We start from the raw sequence: 24,607 nt of genomic DNA, 5'->3' as shown, positions 1-24,607 counted from the left end.
TCGATCAGGGCACGCACGGCGGTGGAGGCCGATGAGGGCACCCCAGGCGGTGGAAGCTCGATCGCTGCCCCACGGCGGTGGAAGCTCGATCGCTGCCCCACGGCGGTGGAAGCTCGATCGCTGCCCCACGGCGGTGGAAGCTCGATCGCCGCACCCCGGCGGTGGAAGCTCGATCGCCGCACCCCGGCGGTGGAAGCTCGATCGCTGCCCCGCGGCGGTGGAGGCTCGATCGCTGCACCCCCGGCGTCGTGGTTCGATCTGGGCCTGCATGGCGGTGGAGCTGTGGCCTTCTCCACCGCCATGCGTGTCTACTTCTGGTGACCAGCTGCAGCTCTCTGAGGGCGGCCGACTTCGAGCTTGGCCTCGGATGAGGTGGCCGTTGGCCGGTGGCCGTTGGCCGTCATCACACCGGTGAGAATTGAGAATCCAGCTCTCGGCGCGCGGGTCAGGAGCGGGGTCGCCGGCAAGGTCTCAGTCCTGGCTGTCGGTTGATTGATGGATCCATAGCTTTATCCGGCGAGTTTCAGGGCTCGGCTGATCAGGTCCGAGAGCATCTTTCGTACGTCGGGACTACTCACGATCTTGAACAGGAGTCCCGCGAACGCGCAGGCGGCGATGGTGCCCACCGCGTACTCGGCTGTGGACATGCCCGCCTCCGATCGCGTACGAGCGAGTGTGGCGAGTTTGCTCGTCGATACGCGAAAGCGGTACATCCACTCGAGCAGCCGATGTTCCACCACAAGGCTCCTCCTGACCAGCTCTGATGCCAGTGTCCAGCGACCCCGCCTACCGATCCACCTGCGCATCGGACCTCCCCTTGAGTCGTCATCGCGGCCGTGTGGATGATCCGCACCGGCCCTGACAGGTGACATCAGGGTGGCTCAGGGGAGGCGTCCGATTTAGAGCCGAACCCAGTTCTGTGGACAGTCACCGCACCTTCCTGGAGGCCTGTGGACAAGAGCTCCTCGCTCGGCGACGTAGGCGCATTCAGTCACCGAAGACCTGACCGGCGAGGCCGGCCACGACCGGAATGATCCCCAAGAACACGAAGGCCGGGAGGAAGCAGAGCCCGAGGGGTGCGACCACCTGGACGCCGACCCGTCGCGCGGCAGCGGACGAGGCGGCTCTGGCCTCCTGCCGGGCGTCATCGGCAAGTCTCAGCAGGACGTCCGCGACAGGCGCGCCGCTGAGGGCAGCACGGGTCATGCCTCGCGCCATGGCGGCGAGGGGACGGTCGGCCTCCAGGGCCGACCAGGCCTGCTCAGGGCGTGCGCCAAGCCGTAACTGCATGTTCACCCATGCCAGACGCTCGCCGAGGGGGCCTCCCATCGCCTCTGCGGCTGTCTCCACCGCACCGCTGACGGGTTGGCCCGCACGGAGGCAGGACACCATGAGGTCAAGCGCGAACGGAAGATCGGCGGCGATGCGCGCCTGCCGGCGGCGCACTTCGGCCGGTTCCCGGCGACGGCCGACCGCCGCGATGACGATGCCCATCCCGGCTCCCGTGACGAAACCCGGCAGCCCTCCCACGATGAGAAGGCCACCCAGCGCGGCCAGGAATGCGGAAAGAGCCTCACGAAGCACACGTCGGCCTCGCTCGTCCTTCGTGTCCCTGCCTGACCGATCGGGTGGACAGGAAGACGCGGAGCGGGGCGTCGCCCGGCCGGGATTCGCAGTCCCCTCAAGAACGGGTCGGTCGTGAGAAGTGGATGCAGGCTGATCCGGACCGTCCAACGCCAGGCGGCCGGCACCGGGACTCGCACGGTCGTCACTCAGCCTCCTGGCCGACTGACCGGCCCGAGAAGGTAATTGAGCAGCCGACTGATCCGCAAGGACCCCGGTTTCAGTGTGCCCAGGAAGATTCGGCCGATCATGAGAGGACCGGCGTACGCCCAGTTGCGCCAGACGCTCCGTGGGATGCCAGGGGGTCGACCACAACCAGGTGGCAAGCGCCGCAAGCACTACAGCGAGCAGAACACTCATATCTCATCCGATCGTTCATCAGCGGGCGTCTGTTCTGATCGCTGGGATGGCACGGTGATCGTCTGGCGGGCATTGGGTTACGTACCTGCCTGCTGTGCGTGAGCCACCAGACGGTTGGTCCACCACACGCCTGCCACGTCCAGCAGCACACCCATGCCGATGCAGGCGAACCCCGGTGGGCTGCCGAACAGGAACGCAAAGGGCCGAAGGCCGAGACCTGCCGCTAGCAGCAAGCCCAGCACCGGGAGACCCGCGAGCAGCCGTGCCGTGGAGCGAGGACCGGCCAGTTGGGACGCGACCTCTGCCCGGTGGGCTTCCGCTTCCCGGAGAGAGCGGCCGACCCGCTCGACCAACGCGGCCAGCCCTCCACCGACGGTGAGGCTGACCCGCCAGCAGGCCGCGAGCCGCGACAGCCCTTCACTTCCGTGGTCGCGGGCGACCCTTTCCAAGGCGGTGGCCACGTCCCCGCCGTCGCGGGCGGTGGCCACCACCGGTCGTAGCACGTCGGGATCGGGAAGGTCGAGGCAAGAGGCAGCCCGCGCCAGGGCCTCGCCGGGTGTGCGACCGGTGGCGAGTTCAGCGACGATGCCCTGGCACAACTCGATCGAGGCCATGCGCCAGGCGACGGCCTGGCGCGTTTGAGTAGGCCGGGAGAGGTACCGAAGAAGACGATCGATACATCGCCAGCGTCGATCATCATGATGTTGGACCAGCGACAAGAGCCGGACCGTTGCCCGGTCGGGCCCCAGCCATACGAGTGCCGCGGTCACGACAAGCAGCACGGCCACGACCAGCACGAGACAACTCCGTCCATCCCCTCCACCACACCTTCCACGGCCTCAGCGGTCACCCCATCTGCCCTCCACCCCACGCCGCCATGGCCCCTCACCCCGCCCGCGCGACCGTCTCGATCCCGCGCATCGGGGCTGGGTGCTACTTGATGGCTCCGGGGGCTCTGGTCAGGAGGGATGGGAGTGCGGGGCCGGGTAAGGGGGCGCCTTTGGTGGGGAAGGTGAGTGCCGGGATCACCCGGACGAGGCCAGACGGATCGCGCTCCATGAGGCAGATCTCCGAGACCCTGCGCCGCCCGCCTCTCGGGTCGCGCACCACATGGATCACGGCATCCAAAGCCGCCGCGATCTGGCTGTGGACGGCCTCGCGGGTCAGCCCGGCGGCGCAAGCCAGCGCTTCTAGACGAGCGGGCACGTCAGCGGGATTGTTCGCGTGCAGGGTGCCGCATCCGCCGTCGTGGCCGGTGTTCAGCGCGGCCAGCAGATCTACCACCTCTGCTCCCCGCACCTCTCCCACGACGAGCCGGTCGGGCCGCATGCGCAGCGCCTGCCGGACGAGATCGCGTAAGCTCACTCCGCCCGCACCTTCGAGGTTGGATGGCCTGGTCTCCAGTCTGACGACGTGCGGGTGGAGCGGGCGGAGCTCGGAGGAATCTTCCACGAGAAGCAACCGCTCGCCGGGATCGGCCAGCGACAGCAGCGCGGACAACAAGGTCGTCTTCCCGGTGCCGGTGCCGCCTGTGACCAGGAACGCCAGGCGAGCAGTGATCATCGCGTGGACCGCGGCGGCACCCTGGCCGGGAACCAACTCCTCCAGCGTGAACGACCTGCGTGGGGGAAGCCTGAGAGACAGGCAGGTGCCCTCGGGAGCGACAGGTGGCAGGACGGCGTGAAGGCGCACACCACCGGACAGCCTCGCGTCGACATAGGGGCAGGCGTCATCGAGCCGTCTGCCCGCCGCCGCGGCCAGCCTCTGGGCGAGCCGGCGGACCTCGTCGTCGTCGGTGAAGATCACCGAAGTTCGCCGTAACCCCTGCCCATCGTCGACCCACACCTCGCGGGCACCGTTGACGAGCACATCGGTGACCTCCGGCTCGGCGAGCAACGGCTCCAGCGGCCCGGCACCGATCAGGTCGGCACGTAGCGCACGGGCGACCGCGAGGATCTCGGCGTCGCCGAGCACCGCCCGTTCCGCCCGGAGGGCGGCGGCCACCTGGGACGCCGAAGGCTCCGCTCCCACGCGAGCCAGACGCACCCGGACGGCCTCTAAGAGCTCTGGTGACACCACCGGACGGCTCACCGGGCCTCCAGCGTGCCGAGGAACGAGGCACAGAAACGACCGAGGGGAGTGCGGTCGCCGAGCGGCGGGGCGTCTCCGCGATTGAGCGCCTCACTAAGGCCGCGCTGATCAGTCACGACTCCGGTACACGGCACATCGAGGGACGTGGCTATCACGTCAGGGTGGAGCACCCCGCTCCGGACCACCACTCCCAGCGCGGCGGTGTGCCGGCGGACCTCGATCAAGACCTGAGACGCGGCCAGCACTCCCCTGACGTCCGCCGGCACGACGAGCAAGGTCGAGGCCGCCCGGGACAGAGCCTCAGCTGCGGCCGGACCCACATAACGGGGGAGATCGACAACGACGAGATCGCATCCCCTGTGCGCCGCCTCCAGCACCGACCGCATCGCCTCCGCGGGGATGGGCGGGGACTCGCCACGGTGCCATGACAGCACGGTGAGCTCGCCGATCGTCGGCAGGGCCTCCTGAAGGGCGGCGAAGCTCACCCGGCCTTCCCTTTCGACGACATCGGGCCATCGAGCTCCGGTCGCCTGCTCTTGGCCGAGGACGACATCGATGCCGCCACCGAGGGGGTCGGCGTCCACGAGCAGAGTCCGCAGACCGCGGCGGGAGCCCATGAGCGCGAGGCACGTGGCGAGCACGCTCGCGCCCGCGCCGCCTCTCCCGCCGATGACACAGACCGTGTGACCGGCTCTGACCACGGGCTCGGAGGCCTCGGCGAACTCGTCGACGAGTTGCCTTTCCGCTGCCGGCAGTTCCAGGACGGCTTGCCCTCCGACGGCCACGCATCTTCGCCAGACCGCGGGGTCCTCGGGAGCGCGCGTCACCAGGAGCACCCCCTGCCGTGGTGGCGGACCGGTGGCCGCCAACGCATCCGCCGCGTCGACGCCGACGACGATCAGCGGGGCTCGCTTCCAATAGGGCCGGGCATGGGTGGCCGCGTGTGCGACGTCGATCTCCACACCGGCGGCTGCCGCGACCCGGAGAAGATCGTCGAGCAGGTCCTGGTCTTCGGTGATCACCAAGGGGCGGTGCATGGGACGGCCTCCCTCTCGTCGGGGGACCACCATCCGAAAACTCGCACCACTTTCATGGACCCGAGCGGGATTCTGTGGATAACCGCAAGCCGAGGCCCGTCCAGTAGCTGCGGTGTTGTTCCACCGCTCCGGGGTGCCGGCCTAGCGGCGTACCGGTGCGTTCGTACGGCGGGGATGACGCTGTCCCGGAAGGCTCTGCCGGAGGAGAAGGGCGGAGCCGGGAGGGTCGTCGGGGCGCCTGGGAAAAGGGGCGACCCCCGCCGGGGGGGGAGAGCGGGGGTCGCCAACCGGTCCGGCTCCGGGGGGGTAGAGCCGGTCCCGTTTTAGAAGAAAGCTTTCATCGTGTGGCCGCGGATCGGCAAGGGAGTGTCAAAAGTATCCCAAGCCCGATCGCCACAGTGTCATGTGGACACCAACGTATGGTGCCCGATGAACTCAAGTTTCGTCGAGAAGCAATCTCTGATTTTCACCAGTTTTTTTTCGCCGTAGCGGATCGGCTACTCGAAGTGTGCGGAATACACCTGACGGGAGCCCGATCACCCTGGGTGATGAGCGACGTTTCACATCTGATGTCAGGAACGTCAGCCAGAAGGGGAACGGCTTTGCGCGCGGCTCGCCTGCAGGTCGCCCTCGTGGCGTGATCGAGCCCTTCCCCGACTCAGTAAAGGTCTTGCTCCAGGGGGTTCCCATCAGGGCGGATCCGACGTAGAAAGGTGTCACGGACCAAGTGTCCGAGTACGGCCGCCGGGCACCCACGCGCGACCAGCCGCGGGAGGCGCGTCGAGACGGGCTTGACCCGCTCCGACGAATTGAGGTGCACGCTTGGTAACCCGGCGTGGCGTACTGGCGACGGCGTCCCAGACCAGGGACGCCGTTCGCTGGTGTCTGAGGGGTTTCGCACCTGTCACCCTCAAGTGACAACTTTTCGTCTATCAGGGCAGGCTAAGCGAAGATATTCGCCCGAGCACGTGGAAGATCCGTAGATTTCCTTGTAGGGACTGCGGTTCGCCGGAGGACATGCTCGTGTCCGAGCCGTCCAGGTCCTAACCGAAAAGACCTCGGTTCTTACCAAGGACGCCGCCCCCGCCCTCAGGCCGTTCCACCCGGCGATCCCACGTGTTCCTCCGGCCGACGCTCCTCACCCGTCGTGCCATCCGGCCCGCCAGAAGGCCTCCGCGCAAAGGCCTCCACGCATAGGCCTCCACGCAAAGGCTTCCCTGCGGAAGGCCTCCACGCGAAAGGCCTCCACGCGAAGGCACCCGCCCAGCAGATCCCCTTTCGAACAGGCGTGCCAAGACTGCCCGACACCGTGAACCGCCGACAAAGGCTGGTGAACCACCTGCAAAGCAACCCGTATCCGTCGACAGGCCGCGGCCGACTCCGGCACATATCGCCCCCGCCATGATCGCAAAGTGATCAGGCTGAAGTCAGCCTCGCTGGAGAGCCTCGCAGATGGCAGTCGACTCGCGGGCTCCCAGTTCGACGGCGGCCGCGCAGTGTCGTACCCAGCCGGCGACACCCTCGCCGGTCCCCTTCAGATACCCGCGAAGGCCTTCCACGTACGCCGGCCCCAGGTCGACATGGCCGACCTCGATCGCGACGAGGGACTTCGGGTCCAGCCCGAACTCGACGAGGGTGAGCCGCTCGGCGGCCCTGGCCACCAGGCCGTCGGCGACTCCGAACGGCCGGAGCACGATCAGCTCGGCGTGGACGATGGCGGCGAGCACCAGGGCAGGAGCCTTCGAAGGCGTGGCCACGAGCGTCACCAGCGAGGCGATGCGCGCCGCAGCGGCCTCCGCTCCAGGCCCTGGGCCGAGGCCGAGCAGGTCGGACGCGGCGGGTCCGGTTCGCGGCCGTCCCAGCAGGTCCTCGTCGGCCAGGTCCGCGGCGGCCAGAGCGTGCAGCCGGGCGAGCACCTGTCGCGGAGCCGTACGCCAGGTCTTGCCCAGCCTTCCCACCTCGGAAGACGCGCGAAGGGCCCCTTGCGCGACCGGGGACTCCGCCTCTCCTGACCGTAGGGACTCGAGCGGGATGTCGGCGCCTTCGAGGGCCGCCGAGGCCCGTGCGCCTCGGAGGGCGGATTCGGCCGACACCTCGGGCCCTCGGCGGCGAAGCATGCGGTGCCCGTAGAGTCGATCGACCGCCGTGCGGGCGTCTTGGACGGCCTCTGGAACGCCGGGAAGCTCGGAGATCACAGCCAGTGGGTCGCTCACGCCTCCTGACCCTACCCGCGGGTAGGGCCCGGTCCCGCGCGGCCACCCCGAGATCGCACGGCGGGATGTACGCGCCCCTACCGGCGAGTAGGGTACGAGCGGGTAGTGCTACAGGTCAACGTTGGGTCAAGTGAGTTTCAGGGGGGCACAACTCGAGTTGTAAGCGGTTCAGCGAAGCGTCAAGAGTTGCCCATGGGACATGCACCGACGGAAAGCACAAGACCGTTCGGCGCTCCGTTGACACCGTTCAACGAGGGGTGGGAGAAACCCGCTCGAGTAGTTGTCGCATTTATTGTTAGATATCATTCCCGCAACGAATCGGCAGCTTTTGTGACTGCGTGTCAAGTCACTTGTGAACGACTTCAGAAGCGATCACCGACCGGTTCCGCCGGTTGTGACCCCTTGTCCCCGCCGCCCCCAGCCTGGTGAAGTGGGACCCAGCCCAATCGAAGCCAGGCCATGTGAAGGAGTACGTTGTGGCCCCGGATACCCCTGGTCGCGAGACCCAGGAGACTCTGTCGAACCTGTTGAACGAGACCCGGCGCTTCGCACCCCCGGCAGACCTGGCGGCGGCCGCGAACATCACGGCCGACGCCTACGACGAGGCGGCCAACGATCGTCTCGGTTTCTGGGAGCGGGCGGCCGACCGGCTGAGTTGGGGGCGGCGCTGGGACACCACTCTTGAGTGGAACCCACCCTTCGCCAAATGGTTCCTGGGCGGCACGCTGAACGTCGCCTACAACTGCGTCGACCGTCACGTCGAGGCGGGACACGGCGACAAGGTGGCGTACTACTGGGAGGGCGAGCCCGAAGGCGACAGCCGCACCCTCACCTACTCCGACCTGCTGCGCGAGGTCAGCAAGGCCGCCAACGCCCTGACGGAGCTCGGCGTCGGCAAGGGCGACCGGGTCGCGATCTACATGCCGATGATCCCCGAGCTGCCGATCGCGATGCTGGCGTGCGCCCGCATCGGCGCGATCCACTCGGTCGTCTTCGGCGGTTTCTCCGCCACCGCGCTCAGCGGGCGCATCCAGGACGCGGACGCCAAGCTCGTGATCACCGCGGACGGCGGCTACCGGAGAGGCGCGCCCAGCGCCCTCAAGCCGACCGTGGACGAGGCCGTCGCCCAGTGCCCGGGCATCGAGCACGTGCTGGTCGTACGCAGGACCGGCCAGGAGGTCCAGGCCACCGGCAAGGACGTCTGGTGGCACGACGTCGTCGACCGGCAGAGCGAGCGCCACGAGGCCGTGCAGCACGACGCCGAGGACCCTCTCTACATCCTCTACACCAGCGGCACGACCGGTAAGCCCAAGGGCATCCTGCACACCACCGGCGGTTACCTCACGCAGGTCGCCTGGACGCACCACGCGGTGTTCGACCTCAAGCCGGAGTCCGACATCTACTGGTGCACCGCCGACATCGGCTGGGTCACCGGGCACTCCTACATCGTCTACGGCCCTCTCGCGAACGGGGCCACGAGCGTCATCTACGAGGGCACGCCCGACACCCCCCACCGGGGACGCTTCTGGGAGATCGTGCAGAAGTACGGCGTGACCCTGCTGTACACCGCGCCCACGGCGATCCGCACGTTCATGAAGTGGGGCGACGACATCCCCGCGAAGTACGACATGTCGTCGCTCCGCGTCCTCGGGTCCGTGGGCGAGCCCATCAACCCCGAGGCGTACGTCTGGTATCGCGAGCACATCGGCGGGGAGCGCTGCCCGGTCGTGGACACCTGGTGGCAGACCGAGACGGGCGCCATCATGATCAGCCCGCTCCCCGGCGTGACGGCCGCCAAGCCCGGCGCCGCCATGCGGCCGCTGCCCGGCATCATCGCCGACGTCGTGGACGACCAGGCCGAGTCCGTGCCCGACGGCGGCGGTGGCTTCCTGGTCATCCGCGAGCCGTGGCCGGCGATGCTGCGCGGCATCTGGGGCGACGACAAGCGATACACCGACACCTACTGGTCGCGTTTCGACGGGATGTACTTCCCCGGCGACGGCGCCAAGCGTGACCAGGACGGCGATCTGTGGCTGCTCGGCCGGGTCGACGACGTCATGCTCGTGTCCGGTCACAACATCTCCACCACCGAGGTGGAGTCGGCGCTGGTGTCTCAACGCAAGGTCGCCGAGGCCGCGGTCGTGGGCGCGACCGACCCGATCACCGGCCAGGCCATCGTGGCGTTCGTCATCCTGCGCGGCAGCGCCGAAGAGGGCGCGGACATCGCCAAGGAACTCCGCGACCACGTCTCCAAGGCGCTCGGGCCGATCGCCAAGCCGCGTCAGATCCTCGTCGTGCCCGAGCTTCCCAAGACCCGCTCGGGCAAGATCATGCGACGCCTGCTCCGTGACGTGGCCGAGAATCGCAGCATCGGCGACGTCACCACCCTGGCCGACAGTTCGGTGATGAACCTGATCTCCGAGAAGCTGCCCTCGGCCTCCAGCGAGGACTGACCACGCCGGCCACCGGAAGGCGCGGATCCGTGGCCGGGTCCGCGCCTTCCGCACGCCCGGGACCGGCGCGCCCGTACGCGTTTCTCGCACCTCGGGCAGGTTCGACGGCGCGTGCCGCGGCCGGCGTGGTTCGCCACGAGATCGTTACGGTCGTGGGCCCGGATGGCGCGTCCGAACGCGCGGCGGAGCCGGAGGCGGCACGATGAACACCATCACCCAAGATGAATGTGTCAGGAAATTGCGATAGGAGAGCAGACATGGCCGCTCCATCTGAGGAGGATTCGCTCGGCGCCCTCGTCGCCCAGGCGAGTCACCACGTTTCCACCCTGGTCCGCTCGGAGATCGAGCTGGCGAAGGCCGAGCTGAAGTTCGACGCGAAAAGGGTCGGTACGGCGGCCGGGCTCTTCGGCGTGGCCGCGTTCATGCTCCACCTGTGCCTGATCCTGGGCTCGTTCGCGATCGCCTACGGGCTGGTGCAGCTCGGCATGATGCCGTGGCTGGCGTTCACGATCGTGACCGTCTTCTACCTGGTGGTGGCCCTGTTGCTCGCCTTCGTCGGCTACCGCCGCCTCAAGGGTTTGGCCGGGATGAAACGCACCACCCGCAGCCTGAAGAGCCTCAAGGGCGTCGCCAAGCCCGAAGACGAGCCGGCTCTGGTGGCCTCGGGCATGACGCCTGAGCCCTACCGGGGCCCGACGGCGGGACAAGTCGGCCACCATCGTGTGCCGGTGACCACCGAGATTGGATCGGCCGACCTCGATCCTGGGCATACGAGCCCCCGCCCGTGAGCCACGTCATGAGCAGACGCCCCGACGAGTCGCTGGCCCGGATCCCCGGGCCCTGGACCCATCGCTCCGTGCACGCGGGAAACAGCATGTTCCACATCGCGGAGGCCGGAGACGGGCCGCTGGTGCTGCTGCTGCACGGCTTCCCGCAATTCTGGTGGACCTGGCGCCGCCAGCTCGTCTCGCTCCCCGAGGCCGGTTACCGGGCCGTGGCGGTCGACCTTCGCGGGTACGGCGCGAGCGACAAGCCGCCGCGGGGCTACGACCTGCCGGCGGTGGCGGGCAACATGGCCGGGCTGATCCGCGCGCTGGGCGAGACGTGCGCGGTCGTGGTCGGCCACGACTGGGGTGGCCTGGTCGGGTGGACGATGGGCGCGATGGACCCCAAGGCGGTACGCCGGCTGGTCACCGTGTCGGCCCCCCATCCGCTGCGATTGAGGCAGGCCATGCTGACCGAGCCGTTCGGGCAGCTCAAGGCCAGTGGACACCTTTTCGGCTACCAGCTTCCCCTGCTTCCCGAGCGGCGGCTGACCAAGAACGCCGCCGCGCGCGTCGGCGAGCTGCTGGACGCCTGGTCCGGGCCCGAGTGGCCGGAGGAGGACGTCGCCGCCACCTACCGTGACGTCTTCCGCATCCCGACAGTCGCCCACTGCGCGCTGGAGTACCACCGCTGGTTCCTACGCTCGCAGTTCCGGCCGGACGGCAGGCGGTACCGCAAGCTGATGCGCACGGAGATGGAGATGCCGACCTTGCAGATGCACGGCTCACTCGACTCCTGCACCCTGCCGCGTACGGCTCAAGGGTCGAGCAGGTACGTCGCCGCGCCGTACCGCTGGAGGCTCATCGAGGGCGCCGGGCACTTCCCGCACGAGGAACGTCCCGAGCAGTTCGACGCCGAGTTGCTGGGCTGGCTCGCCGACTCCGAGCCCGACCGCTGACGGGCGGGCCGCGGGAAGGCGCGTTGACGGCCAAGGATGACGAGTGAGCACGGGAGGGCCAGTGAGCGAAGATCCGGTGAGCCGGGACAGAGATCCCGCCGGGCGGCCACGCAACGCCCGGCCACGGGACGCGCTCGGCCGTCCCCTGCCCAAGGGGGCGACCGGTGTCGAGCGCGTTCCCGACGACTACGTGCCCGGGGCGGAGCAGGCTCTGGACGACGCGGTCCGCTACCTGTCGGAGGGCCGGCCGTTCCACGCCCACGAGGTGCTGGAGGCCCGGTGGAAGACCGGTCCGCCGCAGGAGCGTGAGCTCTGGCAGGGCCTCGCGCAGATCTGTGTCGGCCTGACCCACATCCAGCGGGGCAACATCAGGGGGGCGACGACCCTGCTCAACCGGGGCGCGGACCGGATCGCCCGATTCGGCTTCGACGAGACGGTGCGTGTCGCCCGTGACCTCGCCGAGCACCCCGCGGCCGACGCCGCCGCCGCGATTACCCGTGTGGCGGACGTCCTCAAGGCCGCCGGCCGGCCTGTCTGAGCCGTTCTCCTCGAAACGCCTTCGCCTAGTCGCAGTCCTGGGTGTCGACGCGGGCGATGGCGCCGCTGCCGTCGTCGGCGTCGGGCCGTACCTCCGAGGCGGTGAGCGCGTAACCGGTGTCCGGCTGGTCCGTCGCCGCGGCGAAGATCACGCCGTACACCTGGCCGTTGGTGGTGAGCAGAGGCCCGCCCGAGTTGCCGGCCTGCACCAGACCGCGGATCGCGTAGATCTGCCGGGTGACGGTCTTGCGGAAGTAGATGTCGGACGCCTTGGCGTTCTGCTTGATACGGATCCTGGCGGGCCTGGTGGTGAAGCCCTTGCCGCGGGGGAACCCCGCGATGATCGCGTCGTCCTGCCCTTCGGCGGTGTAGTCGAACTTCAGCGGCGTCACGTCGAGGTCAGGGACGTACAGGACGGCGATGTCCCTGTCGGGGTTGTAGAGCACGACTTGGGCGTCGTGCCCGACGCGGTCCTCGTCGATGACCCTGAGCTCCTGGGTGACCCCGGCGACCACGTGGGCGTTGGTCATGATGCGATGCGGGGCGAAGACGAAGCCCGTGCCCTCGATGCGCTTGCGGCACGCCGGCGCGGTGCCCTGGACCTTCACGATGGCCCGCCGGGCCTTCTGGAGTTGGGGGCCCTTGACGATGCTCGCGTCCGGCGGCGGGACGTCGACGATGCCGCCGCCGCCGATGGCGCTGAACACCTGCGGGAACTCCGAGTCGTCCACGAACTTCTTGAAGTCGAGCCGCCAGTTCTTGGCCTGCTCGGGCATCGCCGCGTCGACCGTCTGCAGGAGCAGCGACCCGTTGGTCTGCTGGCGCAGCCACGGAAAGGGGGCGACGGAGAGCAGCGAACCGATCAGCCAGGCGATGACCAGGACGGAAAGGGCGCTGGTGAACGTGCCTCCGACCGCGTCGACCGTACGCGCCGGCTCCCAGGTGACGTGGCTGCGCACGACGGCGCCGATCGTGGAGGACGCGAACTGGCCGATGACCGCCGCGAGGAACACGATCACGATGGCGAGGAGCGCCTGCTCCGTGGAGCCGGTGACCACGGCATGGGCGATCGGTGGCGCGATGAGGACCCCGAGAAAACCTCCCCCGACGAATCCGAGAAAGCTGAAGGCCCCGATGATGAACCCCTGCCGGTAACCGGAAACGGCAAAGGCAATCACGAGAACAATCAGGATCAAATCGAGGAGATCGCCGCTCACGCTTCAACGGTATCCAGCGCGGCCACACACCGCGCACCCGTTGGCTCGATATCGTTGCGGGATGGTATCGATCGGGGGGTCGAGCGAGGCGGGTACCGATAGGCGCTCTGGCATGGGCACACGTGCCGACGGCCGCCTCCAAGAGGGCGCCGGCACGGGCCGCGGAGCCGGTGAGGGAAGCCCACAGAGTCGGGAAAACGTGCTCGAACCGACGCAGAACACAAGGGAAGCGGCGTTAGACCGGGCACAAGACCGGCGTCCGGGCAAGGCGCCCGACGCCCATCCGGGCGAAGCGCGCGACTCGCGTCCCGGAGAAGCGCGCGGTTCTCGTCCCGGAGAAGCGCGCGACCCGGAAGCCCCGCGCAGGACGCATATGAGCGATCTGAGCGGGTGCACCGTCGGCGAGCTTCTGGCCATCGCGCTGGCCGACGAGGACCCGGACGGCCTGGTGAGGTGGAAGGCGGTGGGCGTCCTTCACGCGCGGGGCGATCTGGAGACCTTCACCGAGGCCAGGAGGCTGTGCGCGAGCGATTCGCGGGTCGAGCGGGTGCTCGGGGTCGACATCCTCGGGGAGCTCGGTGCGCCGCGGCCCCCCTTCGTCGACAAGACCCTCTCCGTGCTCCGCTACCTGGCGGCCGGCGACGACGACGTGCGGGTGCTTCACGCGGTGCTGATCGCGTTCGGGCACCTGCGTGACCCAAGGGCCCTGCCCTCGGTGATCGAGCTTGCCACGCACCCCGATCCGACGGTGCGGTACGGCGCGGCCTACGCCCTTTCCCACGTCCTCGGCCGTCCGGCCGATCCGGCCGGGCTCGCGGCGCTCAGGAGGCTGGCCAAGGATCCCGACGACGACGTGGCCGACTGGGCGGCACTCGGCCTGATCCTTCCCTAGAGGGCCGTCGCACCGGCGGCCTGGCAGGCGGTCTCGGCCATGGGAGCTCGGGCGGCGGGCCGGCAGGCCGTCACGGCCATGGGAGCACGGGCGGCGGGCCGGCAGGCCGTCACGGCCGCGGGAGCTCGCGGAACGGCTCAAATCGATCGTCAGCGCCTCGCCAGCCGCAGGACATCAGGTGGTACGTCCTCGATCCGCTCGTCGTCCCAGGGGCGCTGGAAGCCCGTAACCGCCAGTACGTCGGCGAGCACGCCCGCGGTGAAGCCCCAGACGAGCATGCCCCGTACCCGGAAGGCCGGCCCGGCCGCATGGCCGCCGGGGAAGCGCAGCCGCAGCCGGTTGCGGGGGTCGACCAGTTCGGCGATCGGGACGCGTGCCACCGCCTCCACCTCGTCAGGGGAGGCGGCGTGTACCGCGCACGGCGTGTGCCACCACCCGAGCACCGGCGTCACCCGGTTGTCGCTGCGCCAGATGTACATCTCGGGCAGCGTGCCGGCCACGTGGACTCCGCGGGGGTCCAGGCCGGTCTCCTCCTCGGCCTCGCGCAGAGCGGCTCCCACTGGCCCTCCGTCGTCCGGATCCACCCCTCCGCCGGGGAACGCGGGCTGCCCGGCGTGGTTGCGGCCCCGCGCACTGCGCTGGATGAGCAGGATGTCCGGTCCCTCGGGCGACTCGCCGAACAACAGCAGAACGGCGGCCGGGCGACCGCGGCCGGCCGGAGGCCGAAGCGAGGGGGGCACGGGATGGTCGGGGGCGTTCGCCGCGAGATCGTTCAGCCAGCCGGGCACGGGAGCAGTCATGCGATACCTCCTGCGGGGAGCAACATCAGCGGTATCCGGCTGCTTCCCCACGACCGCCGCGGAGTCCGGCCTCTCAGGAGATCCGGCCTGTCAGGAGATCCGGCCTGTCAGGATCTCGCGCGCCGCGATCCGGCGCGCGGGGTCCGGCAGGCGGGCCGTCGCGTCCTGACCGTCACGAGAACGGGCCGGGCCTGACGAGTTTGGCGGCCACCTTGGGATCTGTCGGGCCTTCGCCGTACGAGGGGCACAGGCTCGCCAGCGGGCACACACCACACGCGGGCCGGCGGGCGTGGCAGATGCGCCGCCCGTGCCAGATCATGTAGTGGGACATCTGTGTCCACTCGCTCTTGGGGATCAGGTCGCCCACGGCGTGCTCGATCTTGACCGGGTCGGTCTCGGTCGTCCACCCGAAGCGACGGGTGAGCCGCTGGAAGTGGGTGTCCACCGTGATGCCGGGCACGTCGAACGCGTTGCCGAGGACGACGTTGGCGGTCTTCCTGCCGACTCCGGGCAGGGTGACCAGATCCTTGAGCTTGCCGGGCACCTCGCCGCCGTAGCGGTCGCACAAGGCCTGGGCCATGCCCATGATGCTGGTGGCCTTGGCCCGGAAGAACCCGGTCGAGCGGATGATCTCCTCGATCTCGGCCCGGTCGGCGCCTGCATAGTCAGCAGGTGTCCGGTATTTGGCAAAAAGTACCGGAGTAACAAGGTTGACCCTTTTGTCCGTACACTGCGCGGAGAGGATCGTTGCGACCAGCAGCTCCAGTGGGTTGCCGAAGTCGAGCTCACAATGAGCGTCAGGATACGTTTCCGCCAGGATTCGGGTCATTCGCCGAGCTCGGCGCACCAGAGCGAGCCGGGACTCCCCAGCGGAGGTTACTTTGCGGGGCACCCCGACAGCCTACGCGGAAGGGCTCCCTGAGACCCGCTTGGTGCGGTAGGTCACAATGTCTAGCAGCGAGCGCGATTCCCGGCGTGGCGGCGCAGTCATGCCACCACGCCCACAGGAGCAAGGAGGCACCGTGAATACCGACGATGTGCTGGGTAAGGCCCCTTTGTTCTCCGCGCTCGACCGTGAGAGCGCGGCGGCGCTCCGTACAAGCATCTCCGAAGTGGAGCTCCACAAGGGGCAGACACTCTTCAGCGAGGGCGAAACGGGCGACAGGCTTTACGTAGTGCTGGACGGAAAGATCAAGCTGATCCGCACCGCGCCCGACGGCCGCGAGAACCTGCTCAGCGTGCTCGGCCCGAGCGAGATGTTCGGCGAGCTGTCCCTGTTCGACCCCCGGCCGCGCACGGCGAGCGCGATCGCGCTCACCGACGTGCTCCTGGCCGGATTGGGCCACGACGACCTGCGGCCCTGGCTGACCGGACGTCCCGAGGTGGCCCTGCATCTCCTGCGGGCCCTGGCCCAGCGGCTGCGCCGTACCAACGACGTGATGGCCGACCTGGTCTTCACCGACGTGCCCGGGCGGGTGGGCAAGGCCCTGCTCGACCTCGCCGAGCGCTTCGGGCAGCGGACCGAAGAGGGGCTGCGGGTCCATCACGACCTCACGCAGGAGGAGCTGGCCCAGTACGTCGGCGCCTCCCGGGAGACCGTCAACAAGGCCCTCGCCGACTTCGCCCAGCGCGGATGGCTGCGCATCGAGGCCAAGGCCGTGGTCATCATGGACGCGGACCGCCTCTACAACCGGTCCCGGTAGGCACCGGCCCGGTGGCCTACGCGCGTTCGAGATAGGCGAGCTGCGCCCGTACGGACATCTCCGCGGCGGGCAGCAGTTCCTCCGCCAGGCCCACGTAGACGACCTCCACGATCTCCCGCGGCGTGCCGGCTCCCTCTCGCTGGGCCTTCCTGATCTGGTCGAGTCGCTCGCGCCGGTGGGCGATGTACCCGTCCAGCGCCGCGATCGGCTCGGGTAGCACCGGCCCGTGTCCTGGCAGCAGTGCCCTGGCCTCCACGATCTCGGCGCTCGCCCGAAGCCGGTCGAGGCTGCGCAGGTAGTCCGCGAGGTCTCCGTCGGGCGCGATCACCGTCGTGCCACGGCCGAGGATCGTGTCCCCGGTCAGCATTGCCCTGTCGCTCGGCAGCCAGAAGCACAGGGAGTCGAACGAGTGGCCCGGCGTGCCGACGACCCTGAGCTCCAGGTCGCCCACCGTGACGACGTCACCATCCTTCAGCCCTTCGTCCCCGAGCACGTGCCGGGGATCGAGGGCCCGTACCCGCGCACCGGTCATCTCGGCGAACTCCCTGGCCCCGCCGCTGTGATCGGGGTGCCCGTGCGTGAGGAGGATCGCCTCGACCCGCCGCCCGGCGAGGTGGCCGGCCACCCGCCGAAGGTGCTCCTGGTCGTCGGGGCCGGGGTCCACGACCAGTACGGCTTGGGAGCCAGGCTCGCCGATGACCCAGGTGTTCGTGCCGTCCAGGGTCATGGGCGAGGCGTTCGGCGCCAGCAGGCCGGTCGCCCGATCCGTGCCGGACCCGTCTGGCCCCTCCAGGGGAATGCGCAGACCGCTCATGGCATCCGATAATCCTCGTCCGGGATGACCAGCCACATCTCACCGTCGACCTCGGCGGCGTGCGGCTGGAAGGTCACGATCTCCCGGTCGCACGCCAGCACGTCCTCGACGTCGTCGAACGCCGTCAGCTCGGTCAAGGTGCGGAACGTCGGGGGCATCAGGACGATCTGCCCGTCCTTCGCGCGGTCGAGAGCCTGCGCGGGGCGGAGCCACGCGACCTCGTCGGCCTCGCCGCCCACGTCGCGTGTGCGCTGGCCCGGCGGCATGGCGGCCACGAAGAACCGGGTGTCGAACCGCTTGTGCTCGACCTCGGGGGTGATCCAGTGCGACCAGGGCCTGAGCAGGTCGGCCCGGAGGACCAGCCCGCGCTTGGTCAGGAACTCCGCCAGCGACAGGCGCCGGTCGATCAGCGCCTCGCGGTCGTCCTCCCAGTCGTCGCCCGTGGTGTCCGCGACGACCGTGTCCCCGCTCGGCCCCGCCAGCAGGACCCCGGACTCCTCGAACGTCTCGCGTACGGCCGCGCAGACGAGGCCACGGGCCGTTCTCGCGTCGGCGCCGAAGACGCGGCCCCAGGTCTCGGGCGCCGGTCCGGCCCAGGCGAGCGCCAGGTCGGCGTCGCGCGGATCGACCGAGCCGCCGGGGAAGACGTACGCGCCCGCCGCGAACGCCATGCTGGCCTTGCGCCGCAGCATGTATACCTCGAGGGCGGGGGCGTCGCCATGGGTCCCCTGCGGCCGGGTCCGGCGCAGCAGCGCCACGGTCGCGGCATCTCTGGCGGGCACGGGGGTGATCTCGCCGGCGATGATCGCACGGGCGCGCTCGCCGAACTCGCCAGGCAGCGGGATACCGTTCATGCCACCTCCATGATCCAACCGAACGAAGCTCGGCTGGACCATGGTGTCACGGATGGCCGCGCTTCGGCGATGAGCCGGGCCTGTACGGACGCGGCCCGTGGATCAGCGCACGCGGGCGATGACCTCGGTGGGGGCGTCCACGGGCGGGTCAGCGCACTTCGGCGATGACCTCGACCTCGACGGGCGCGTCCAGGGGAAGGACGGCGACGCCGACGGCGCTGCGGGCATGGCGGCCCGCGTCCCCGAAGACCTCGCCGAACAGCTCGCTCGCGCCGTTGATGACCTGCGGCTGGCCGGTGAAGTCGGGCGCGCTCGCCACGAAACCCACGACCTTGACGATGCGGACGATCTCCGAGAGGCCGCCGGCCGCGGACGCCACCGCGGCCAGCGCGTTGAGCGCGCAGACGCGGGCCAGTTCCTTGGCCTGGTCGGCGTCGACCTCGGCGCCCACCTTGCCGGTGACGCCCAGCTTGCCGTCGACCATCGGGACCTGGCCGGAGGAGTAGATGAGGTTCCCGGTGCGTACGGCGGGCACGTACGCCGCCAGGGGCTTGACGACCTCGGGAAGGGTCAGCCCCAGCTCCGCCAGCCGCTCCTCGGGCGTGCTCATGCCTTCTCCCGCTTCATGTAGGCGACGAGCTGCTCGGGGTTCGGGCCGGGGATGACCGTGACAAGCTCCCAGCCGTCTTGGCCCCAGTTGTCGAGGATCTGCTTGGTGGCATGGGTCAACAGAGGAACCGTCGAATATTCGTAGCGCTTCATGGTGGCACTTTAGACGGGAGACACGTCGTGAGGTGGAGGTGCTACCCCTGTTCCCGTCCGCCTCATGGGTCGCGATCGCCCTGATCCCCATATCGACCTTTTGCCGGGGATCGACGATGAGGGCGATCACCGTGATCACGGACGGCGGACAGGGCGGCCGGCGCCCAGGCGCCGGGCCGCGCTCCTCGTACGACAGCCCGAACGCGACCGAGAGGCCGGGCAGGCAAGATCTTCATTGCCGGGGGGGTCGATCTACCGGCGGCCCGCCGCCGATCGCCAGGAGTGTGAGGTGTGTCGCAAGCGGGCCCCGATGGGCAGGTAGGGCGAATCACGATGTAACCGTTGGGTAGCCTTCGGGACGTGAGCGCTCGTGACACCGATTGGGACGGCGTACGACTCCATGTCGTGACCGGCAAGGGTGGCACCGGTAAGACGACGGTGGCCGCCGCGCTGGCCCTCGCCCTGGCCGCGGGCGGCCGGAAGGTGCTGCTCGTGGAGGTGGAAGGCCGCCAGGGCATCGCCCAGGTCTTCGACATCCCGCCCCTGCCGTACGAGGAACGGAAGATCGCCGTGGCGCCGGGCGGCGGCGACGTGTACGCGCTCGCCGTCGACCCCGAAGAGGCCATGCTCGAGTACGTCGAGATGTTCTACGGGATGAAGCGAGCCGGCAAGGCCCTCAACAAGATCGGACTCGTGGACTTCGCGACGACCATCGCTCCCGGCCTGCGCGACGTGCTCGTCACCGGCAAGACCAGCGAAGCCGTACGACGGCGCGACAAGTCCGGCAGGCGGGTGTACGACGCCGTCGTCATGGACGCGCCCCCCACGGGCCGGATCACCAGGTTCCTCAACGTCACGTCGGAAGTGGCCGGTCTGGCCCGTATCGGCCCGATCAAGCACCACGCCGACCTGGTCCGCGGCGTGGTCGCCTCACCGGAGACGGCCGTGCACTTCGTCACCCTCCTGGAGGAGATGCCGGTGCAGGAGACGCTGGACGGCGTCGAGAACCTGCGCGCCGCCAAGCTTCCCGTGGGCGGCATCTTCGTCAACATGGTCCGCCCCTCGCTGCTGCCGGCGGCCACTCTCGACGCCGCCATGAAGGACACCTTCGACCCCGCCGAGCTGGCCCTGGGCCTGAAGGCCGCCGGTCTCGCCGACGGGGCGGCCGACGCGTCGTCGATCGCCGAGGCGCTCACCGAGGAGATCACCGAGCACGCACAGCGCACCCGGCTGGAGCAGCGGGAGAAGCAGGCGCTCGAGGAGGCGAAGGCTCCCCGCTACGAGCTGCCGTTGCTCGCCGACGGCGCCGACCTGGCCGGTCTGTACGAGCTGGCGGAAACGATCTGCGCCCAGGGAGCAGCGTGAAACCTCGCACGGGGGACGCCCCCCGCCCCTCGTCCACCAGGGACACCGGCCGGGCCGGCGGTTTCCCCGCCGAGGGCGCACGCCGGGTCTCCCCGGTCCTCGACATGGACGCCGTGCTCGACGACGCGCACACGCGCATCGTGGTGTGCTGTGGCTCGGGTGGCGTGGGCAAGACCACCACAGCGGCGGCCCTCGGGCTGCGGGCGGCCGAACGGGGTCGGCGCGTGGTCGTGCTGACCGTCGACCCCGCGCGGCGCCTCGCCCAGTCGATGGGGCTGAGCGAGCTCGACAACACCCCGCGCCTGGTCGCCGGGGTCGAGGGACCCGGCGAGCTGCACGCGATGATGCTCGACATGAAGCGGACGTTCGACGAGATCATCGAGGCGCACGCCGACCCGGAACGCGCCCAGCAGATCCTGACCAACCCGTTCTACGAGTCACTGTCGTCCAGCTTCTCCGGGACGCAGGAGTACATGGCCATGGAGAAGCTCGGCCAGCTCCGCCGCTCGGACGAATGGGATCTCATCATCGTCGACACTCCGCCGTCCCGGTCGGCGCTCGACTTCCTCGACGCGCCAGAGCGGCTGGGCCGCTTCCTCGACGGGCGGCTCATCCGGATCCTGATGGCACCCGCCAAGGCCGGAGGCAGGAGCGCGTTCAAGCTGCTCAACGCCGGTTTCGGCCTGGTGGCGGGCGCGATGACCAAGATCTTGGGCGCGCAGTTCCTGAGGGACATCCAGACCTTCGTCGCGGCCCTCGACGCCGTGTTCGGCGGGTTCAGGCAGCGGGCGGAACAGACCTACCGGCTGCTCCAGGCTCCCGGCACCGCGTTTCTCGTCGTCGCCGCGCCGGAACGGGACGCGATGCGGGAGGCCTCGTACTTCGTCGAGCGACTGGCCGACGAGAGCATGCCCCTGGCCGGCCTGGTGGTCAACCGGGTGCATCGCTCACCGGCGCCGGCCCTCTCGGCCGCCTGTAGTGCGGCGGCCGCCGAGGACCTGGAATCGCGTGGTGAACACGAACTTACGGCCGCCGTGTTGCGACTACACGCCGACCGTATGCAGCTCGCCGCGCGCGAGCATCGTGAACAGGAGCACTTCGCATCGGCTCACCCCACGGTGCCGATCTCTCAAGTGCTGGCGATGCCGGAGGATGTGCACGATCTCGCGGGCCTGCGCAAGATCGGCGAACTCCTCGCTTCATGACCATTGGGACGCAGGAGAGGGGCTGAAGTCCAGCCCCTCGCGTCGTGGCGTGGGCGCGAGGCGGCCTTCCGCCCCCGCCCCTGAACTCAGCCGGCAATCAGCTCGTTGGTCCGCTCGTACTCTTCTTTCGCGATCTCCAGCAGGTCACGCCAGGAGGTCACATCCGGCCGACGCCTGAGCAGCGCACGCCGCTCACGCTCGGTCATACCGCCCCAGACCCCGAACTCGATGCGGTTGTCCAGTGCATCCGCGAGGCATTCGGTACGGACCGGGCATCCTCGGCAGATGAGCTTCGCCCTGTTCTGGGCGGCACCCTGGACGAACAACGCGTCAGGATCCGCGCCCCGACAGGCGGCACGGGAGGTCCAATCCGTGATCCACATTTCGACCCCACTCCCCTATAGGTGGTCAGTCGTCACTTGGCGGCCGACGGGCGCGGGCGTCGAGCCTCCTTATTCAGTTGCCGCAGAGGAGAACGTACGCAACCAGACGTTCGGACCGACAGACCCCGGGCGGGTCAATTTCCCACATGGTCATGTCAGGCCATGTGGCCGGGAATGACTAGTCCTCCCCTCCTCGGGTAGCCGGCGAGTCAATGCGAAATGGACTTTGGGGACCTATTGAGTCAGGGATTCGGCATAGTCTTGGACTCGTGCAAGCTCAAGGCAAAGCTCCCTGGTCGGTCATCGGCAACCTCCTCCGCCTGGTCGGAGCCGCTGTCGCCGCAGGCGTGCTGGCTGCTGCCATCGCCCTGCCCGCCGTGGGCGGCGCCGGCGTGGGTGTCAAGAGTGCCACCGACGTCCTCAACCTGAAGCCCGAAGACCTCAAAGAACCCCCGCTGCCGGAGAAGACGGAGATCCGTGACTCCAGCGGCAAGCTGGTCGCACAGTTCTACTACCAGAACCGTGAGTCTGTGCCGCTGGAGAAGGTGGCCCCGATCATGCGGGACGCGATCATCTCCATCGAGGACTTCCGCTACTACGAGCACGGCGCCCTCGACCTCGAAGGCTCCCTGCGCGCGTTGATGAAGAACTTCCAGTCGGGCGCCGTCGCGCAGGGTGGATCGTCGATCACCCAGCAGTACGTCAAGCAGGTGCTCCTCAACAAGGCCGAGACCGAAGAGGAGAAGATGGCGGCCATCGCGCCGACGGTCCCTCGCAAGCTCAACGAGCTCCGGTACGCCATGGCCATCGAGGAGAAGTACACCAAGGACGACATCCTCGAGCGCTATCTGAACATCGCCTACTTCGGCGCCAGCGCGTACGGGATCCAGTCGGCGTCCAAGCGGTTCTTCAACAAGCCCGCCTCCAAGCTGAACCTCGAAGAGGCGGCCACGCTCGCGGGTGCCGTACAGAACCCCAACGCCACCGACCCGAACCTCGGCAAGCAGCACAAGGCCCTGCTCCTGGCCCGGCGCAACATCGTCCTCGACCGCATGGCCGAGCTGCACAAGATCACGCCTGACCAGGCGGCGGCGGCGAAGGCCAAGAAGCTGGTCTACAAGGACAAGGCGATCCCCGGCGGCTGCGAGCAGAGCGACTACCCGTACTTCTGCCTGTACGTCCAGCACGAGATCCTGAACGACAAGCAGTTCGGCAAGACCGAGAAGGTCCGCAAGGAGTTCCTCAACCGCGGCGGCCTGGTCATCAAGACCACGCTCGACACCAAGATGCAGAAGGCCGCCGACAAGGCCATCAAGAAGTGGGTCCGCAAGTCCGACAAGCCCGTCGCCTCGGAGGCGCTGGTCGAGCCGGGCACCGGCGCCATCAAGGCCATGGCCGCCAGCCGCAAGTTCGGCAACAGCAAGAAGAAGAACGAGTCCAACTACAACCTGGTCGCCGACGTCGCCCACGGTGGCGGCACGGGCTTCCAGGCGGGTTCGACCTTCAAGGCCTTCACGCTCGCCACGGCGCTGAAGGAGGGCATGAAGTTCAACGACGGGCTCAACTCCCCCGCCACCTTCCAGGCGGGCGGCTACGGCGACTTCAAGAACTGCAAGGGCGAGAACGTCGGCGACCCGACGCACGTCGCCCACAACTCCTCCGAGAGCAGCGAGGGCTTCAAGACCCTCCAGACCGGCACCTGGGGATCGGTCAACACCTTCTTCCTGGCCCTTGAGAAGAAGGTCGGGCTCTGCGACGTCGTCAAGACCGCCAAGGACCTCGGCATCAAGCGCGCCGACGGCGGGAAGCTGCAGGAGGTCGAGACCTTCACCCTCGGCGTCAACGAGATGGACCCCGTGACCGTGGCCAGCGCCTACGCCACGTTCGCCGCCCGCGGCAAGTACTGCAAGCCGATGGCCATCACCGCGATCACCGACCGCTACGGCAAGACGACCAACTTCAAGCCCAACTGCAAGCAGAGCCTCGACGAGGAGGTCGCCGACGCGGTGAGCGCCATCCTCTCCGGGGTGTTCACCAAGGGCACGATGAGGGAGGTCGGCGGCATCTACCGGGACGCCGCGGGCAAGACCGGCACCACCGACGGCTCCATGACCGCCTGGTTCGCCGGCTACACCCCGGATCTCGCCGCGGCCGTCAGCCTCGGCGACCCGCGCGGCTCCTACACCCACCCCCTGCGCAACGTGGTCATCGGCGGCACTCGCTACAGGGAGATCTTCGGAGCCACGATCTCCGGCGAGATCTGGAAGGCCACGATGCTCAGCGCCTTGCAGAACATCGAGCCCTCATCTTTCACCGCGCCGAACATGGGCCGCTTCGGTGGCTGCAGCGGCGGCTGCGCGCCCAAGCGTCCCCCGAAGAACCCGATCGAAAACGACGGCAACCCGTTCACCCTGCCGGACGGCAACGGCAACGGCCCCGACCGGCCCAACAAGCCCGGCAGGCCCGACACCGGCACCGACCAGGTCCCCGTGATCCCCAACACCCGCGACTGACCACCCGGAAGTGCCCTCCACAGTCCACTGTGGAGGGCACTTCCGCGTTACCAACCGACTGG

At 68.9% G+C, this 24,607-nt stretch carries 23 protein-coding genes; 9 read left to right on the top strand and 14 right to left on the bottom strand.

All coding sequences use genetic code 11. The features are described from left to right. Positions 1-509 precede the first annotated feature (509 nt). The 6 genes from ABD810_RS04305 to ABD810_RS04280 form a co-directional block, all read right to left on the bottom strand. On the bottom strand, positions 510-737 hold the full coding sequence (locus ABD810_RS04305; protein WP_344934447.1) for a DUF4244 domain-containing protein: 228 nt from the start codon (positions 735-737) through the stop codon (positions 510-512). Positions 738-987: 250 nt separating this feature from the next. After that, a complete protein-coding gene (locus tag ABD810_RS04300) occupies positions 988-1,584 on the bottom strand; it encodes a type II secretion system F family protein (RefSeq protein WP_344934444.1) in 597 nt (198 codons plus the stop codon). 476 nt (positions 1,585-2,060) lie between these two features. After that, entirely contained in the window at positions 2,061-2,597 is a 537-nt protein-coding gene (locus tag ABD810_RS04295) for a type II secretion system F family protein (RefSeq protein ID WP_344934442.1), read from the bottom strand. Between the two features lie 319 nt (positions 2,598-2,916). Further along, on the bottom strand, positions 2,917-4,074 hold the full coding sequence (locus ABD810_RS04290) for a TadA family conjugal transfer-associated ATPase (RefSeq protein WP_344934440.1): 1,158 nt from the start codon (positions 4,072-4,074) through the stop codon (positions 2,917-2,919). Continuing rightward, positions 4,071-5,111 carry a septum site-determining protein Ssd gene (ssd, locus tag ABD810_RS04285; protein ID WP_344934437.1) on the bottom strand — a complete coding sequence of 347 codons (1,041 nt, stop codon included), beginning with the start codon at positions 5,109-5,111 and terminating at the stop codon, positions 4,071-4,073. Before ssd ends, ABD810_RS04290 begins: the two co-directional genes overlap by 4 nt. Before the next feature lie 1,427 nt (positions 5,112-6,538). Continuing rightward, positions 6,539-7,324: a Fic family protein gene (locus ABD810_RS04280; RefSeq protein WP_344934434.1), complete on the bottom strand. Its 786-nt coding sequence runs from the start codon at positions 7,322-7,324 to the stop codon at positions 6,539-6,541. A 476-nt stretch (positions 7,325-7,800) separates the two neighbouring features. Here ABD810_RS04280 and acs point away from each other — a divergent pair, with 476 nt between their 5' ends. From acs to ABD810_RS04260, 4 genes are all read left to right on the top strand, one after another. Then, entirely contained in the window at positions 7,801-9,777 is a 1,977-nt protein-coding gene (acs, locus tag ABD810_RS04275) for an acetate--CoA ligase (RefSeq protein ID WP_344934432.1), read from the top strand. Positions 9,778-10,034: 257 nt separating this feature from the next. Further along, complete coding sequence (locus ABD810_RS04270) at positions 10,035-10,565, top strand: phage holin family protein (RefSeq protein WP_344934430.1); 531 nt, start codon at positions 10,035-10,037, stop codon at positions 10,563-10,565. Positions 10,566-10,573: 8 nt separating this feature from the next. Continuing rightward, entirely contained in the window at positions 10,574-11,500 is a 927-nt protein-coding gene (locus tag ABD810_RS04265; protein ID WP_344934428.1) for an alpha/beta fold hydrolase, read from the top strand. A gap of 61 nt (positions 11,501-11,561) precedes the next feature. Beyond that, complete coding sequence (locus ABD810_RS04260; RefSeq protein ID WP_344934426.1) at positions 11,562-12,038, top strand: DUF309 domain-containing protein; 477 nt, start codon at positions 11,562-11,564, stop codon at positions 12,036-12,038. Between the two features lie 25 nt (positions 12,039-12,063). On the opposite strand, the gene ABD810_RS04255 is transcribed toward ABD810_RS04260, so the two are convergent. Next, positions 12,064-13,254 carry a MarP family serine protease gene (locus tag ABD810_RS04255; RefSeq protein ID WP_344934424.1) on the bottom strand — a complete coding sequence of 397 codons (1,191 nt, stop codon included), beginning with the start codon at positions 13,252-13,254 and terminating at the stop codon, positions 12,064-12,066. Positions 13,255-13,627: 373 nt separating this feature from the next. On the opposite strand from ABD810_RS04255, the gene ABD810_RS04250 reads away from it, so the two are divergent. Beyond that, positions 13,628-14,146, top strand: a complete 519-nt coding sequence (locus ABD810_RS04250; protein ID WP_344934421.1) for a HEAT repeat domain-containing protein — start codon at positions 13,628-13,630, stop codon at positions 14,144-14,146. Between the two features lie 149 nt (positions 14,147-14,295). Here the strand turns inward: ABD810_RS04250 and ABD810_RS04245 are convergent, their stop codons facing one another. Then, positions 14,296-14,946: an NUDIX hydrolase gene (locus tag ABD810_RS04245; protein WP_344934419.1), complete on the bottom strand. Its 651-nt coding sequence runs from the start codon at positions 14,944-14,946 to the stop codon at positions 14,296-14,298. A gap of 172 nt (positions 14,947-15,118) precedes the next feature. Next, positions 15,119-15,775, bottom strand: coding sequence for an endonuclease III (gene nth, locus ABD810_RS04240; RefSeq protein WP_344934416.1), 657 nt, complete (start codon positions 15,773-15,775; stop codon positions 15,119-15,121). 193 nt (positions 15,776-15,968) lie between these two features. On the opposite strand from nth, the gene ABD810_RS04235 reads away from it, so the two are divergent. Further along, entirely contained in the window at positions 15,969-16,649 is a 681-nt protein-coding gene (locus tag ABD810_RS04235) for a Crp/Fnr family transcriptional regulator (RefSeq protein ID WP_344934412.1), read from the top strand. Positions 16,650-16,665: 16 nt separating this feature from the next. Here ABD810_RS04235 and ABD810_RS04230 read toward each other — a convergent pair whose 3' ends face one another. From ABD810_RS04230 to sp36, 4 genes are all read right to left on the bottom strand, one after another. Continuing rightward, complete coding sequence (locus tag ABD810_RS04230; protein WP_344934409.1) at positions 16,666-17,463, bottom strand: MBL fold metallo-hydrolase; 798 nt, start codon at positions 17,461-17,463, stop codon at positions 16,666-16,668. Beyond that, a complete protein-coding gene (locus ABD810_RS04225; protein ID WP_344934407.1) occupies positions 17,460-18,317 on the bottom strand; it encodes an NUDIX hydrolase in 858 nt (285 codons plus the stop codon). The genes ABD810_RS04230 and ABD810_RS04225 overlap by 4 nt, the downstream gene beginning before the upstream one ends. 148 nt (positions 18,318-18,465) lie before the next feature. After that, positions 18,466-18,927 (bottom strand): RidA family protein, encoded by a 462-nt coding sequence (locus ABD810_RS04220; RefSeq protein WP_344934405.1) that lies wholly within the window; start codon positions 18,925-18,927, stop codon positions 18,466-18,468. After that, the gene (gene sp36 / locus ABD810_RS04215) at positions 18,924-19,079 is read right to left on the bottom strand and encodes a Sp36 family protein (RefSeq protein ID WP_344934403.1); all 156 of its coding nucleotides are present in this window, start codon (positions 19,077-19,079) and stop codon (positions 18,924-18,926) included. Before sp36 ends, ABD810_RS04220 begins: the two co-directional genes overlap by 4 nt. A gap of 360 nt (positions 19,080-19,439) precedes the next feature. Here sp36 and bagA point away from each other — a divergent pair, with 360 nt between their 5' ends. Next, positions 19,440-20,444: an ATPase BagA gene (bagA, locus tag ABD810_RS04210; RefSeq protein WP_344934400.1), complete on the top strand. Its 1,005-nt coding sequence runs from the start codon at positions 19,440-19,442 to the stop codon at positions 20,442-20,444. Between the two features lie 104 nt (positions 20,445-20,548). Continuing rightward, positions 20,549-21,649 (top strand): ATPase BagB, encoded by a 1,101-nt coding sequence (gene bagB / locus ABD810_RS04205; protein WP_344935403.1) that lies wholly within the window; start codon positions 20,549-20,551, stop codon positions 21,647-21,649. An 86-nt stretch (positions 21,650-21,735) separates the two neighbouring features. Here the strand turns inward: bagB and ABD810_RS04200 are convergent, their stop codons facing one another. Continuing rightward, positions 21,736-22,032, bottom strand: a complete 297-nt coding sequence (locus ABD810_RS04200) for a WhiB family transcriptional regulator (protein ID WP_344934397.1) — start codon at positions 22,030-22,032, stop codon at positions 21,736-21,738. 269 nt (positions 22,033-22,301) lie between these two features. On the opposite strand from ABD810_RS04200, the gene ABD810_RS04195 reads away from it, so the two are divergent. Next, the gene (locus ABD810_RS04195) at positions 22,302-24,545 is read left to right on the top strand and encodes a transglycosylase domain-containing protein (protein ID WP_344934393.1); all 2,244 of its coding nucleotides are present in this window, start codon (positions 22,302-22,304) and stop codon (positions 24,543-24,545) included. Positions 24,546-24,607 lie beyond the last annotated feature (62 nt).

The organism is Sphaerisporangium flaviroseum, from assembly GCF_039537005.1.
Classification (GTDB): domain Bacteria; phylum Actinomycetota; class Actinomycetes; order Streptosporangiales; family Streptosporangiaceae; genus Sphaerisporangium; species Sphaerisporangium flaviroseum.
The sequence above is the reverse complement of the archived record's forward strand: the minus strand, read 5'-3'. Positions and strand labels throughout refer to the sequence as shown.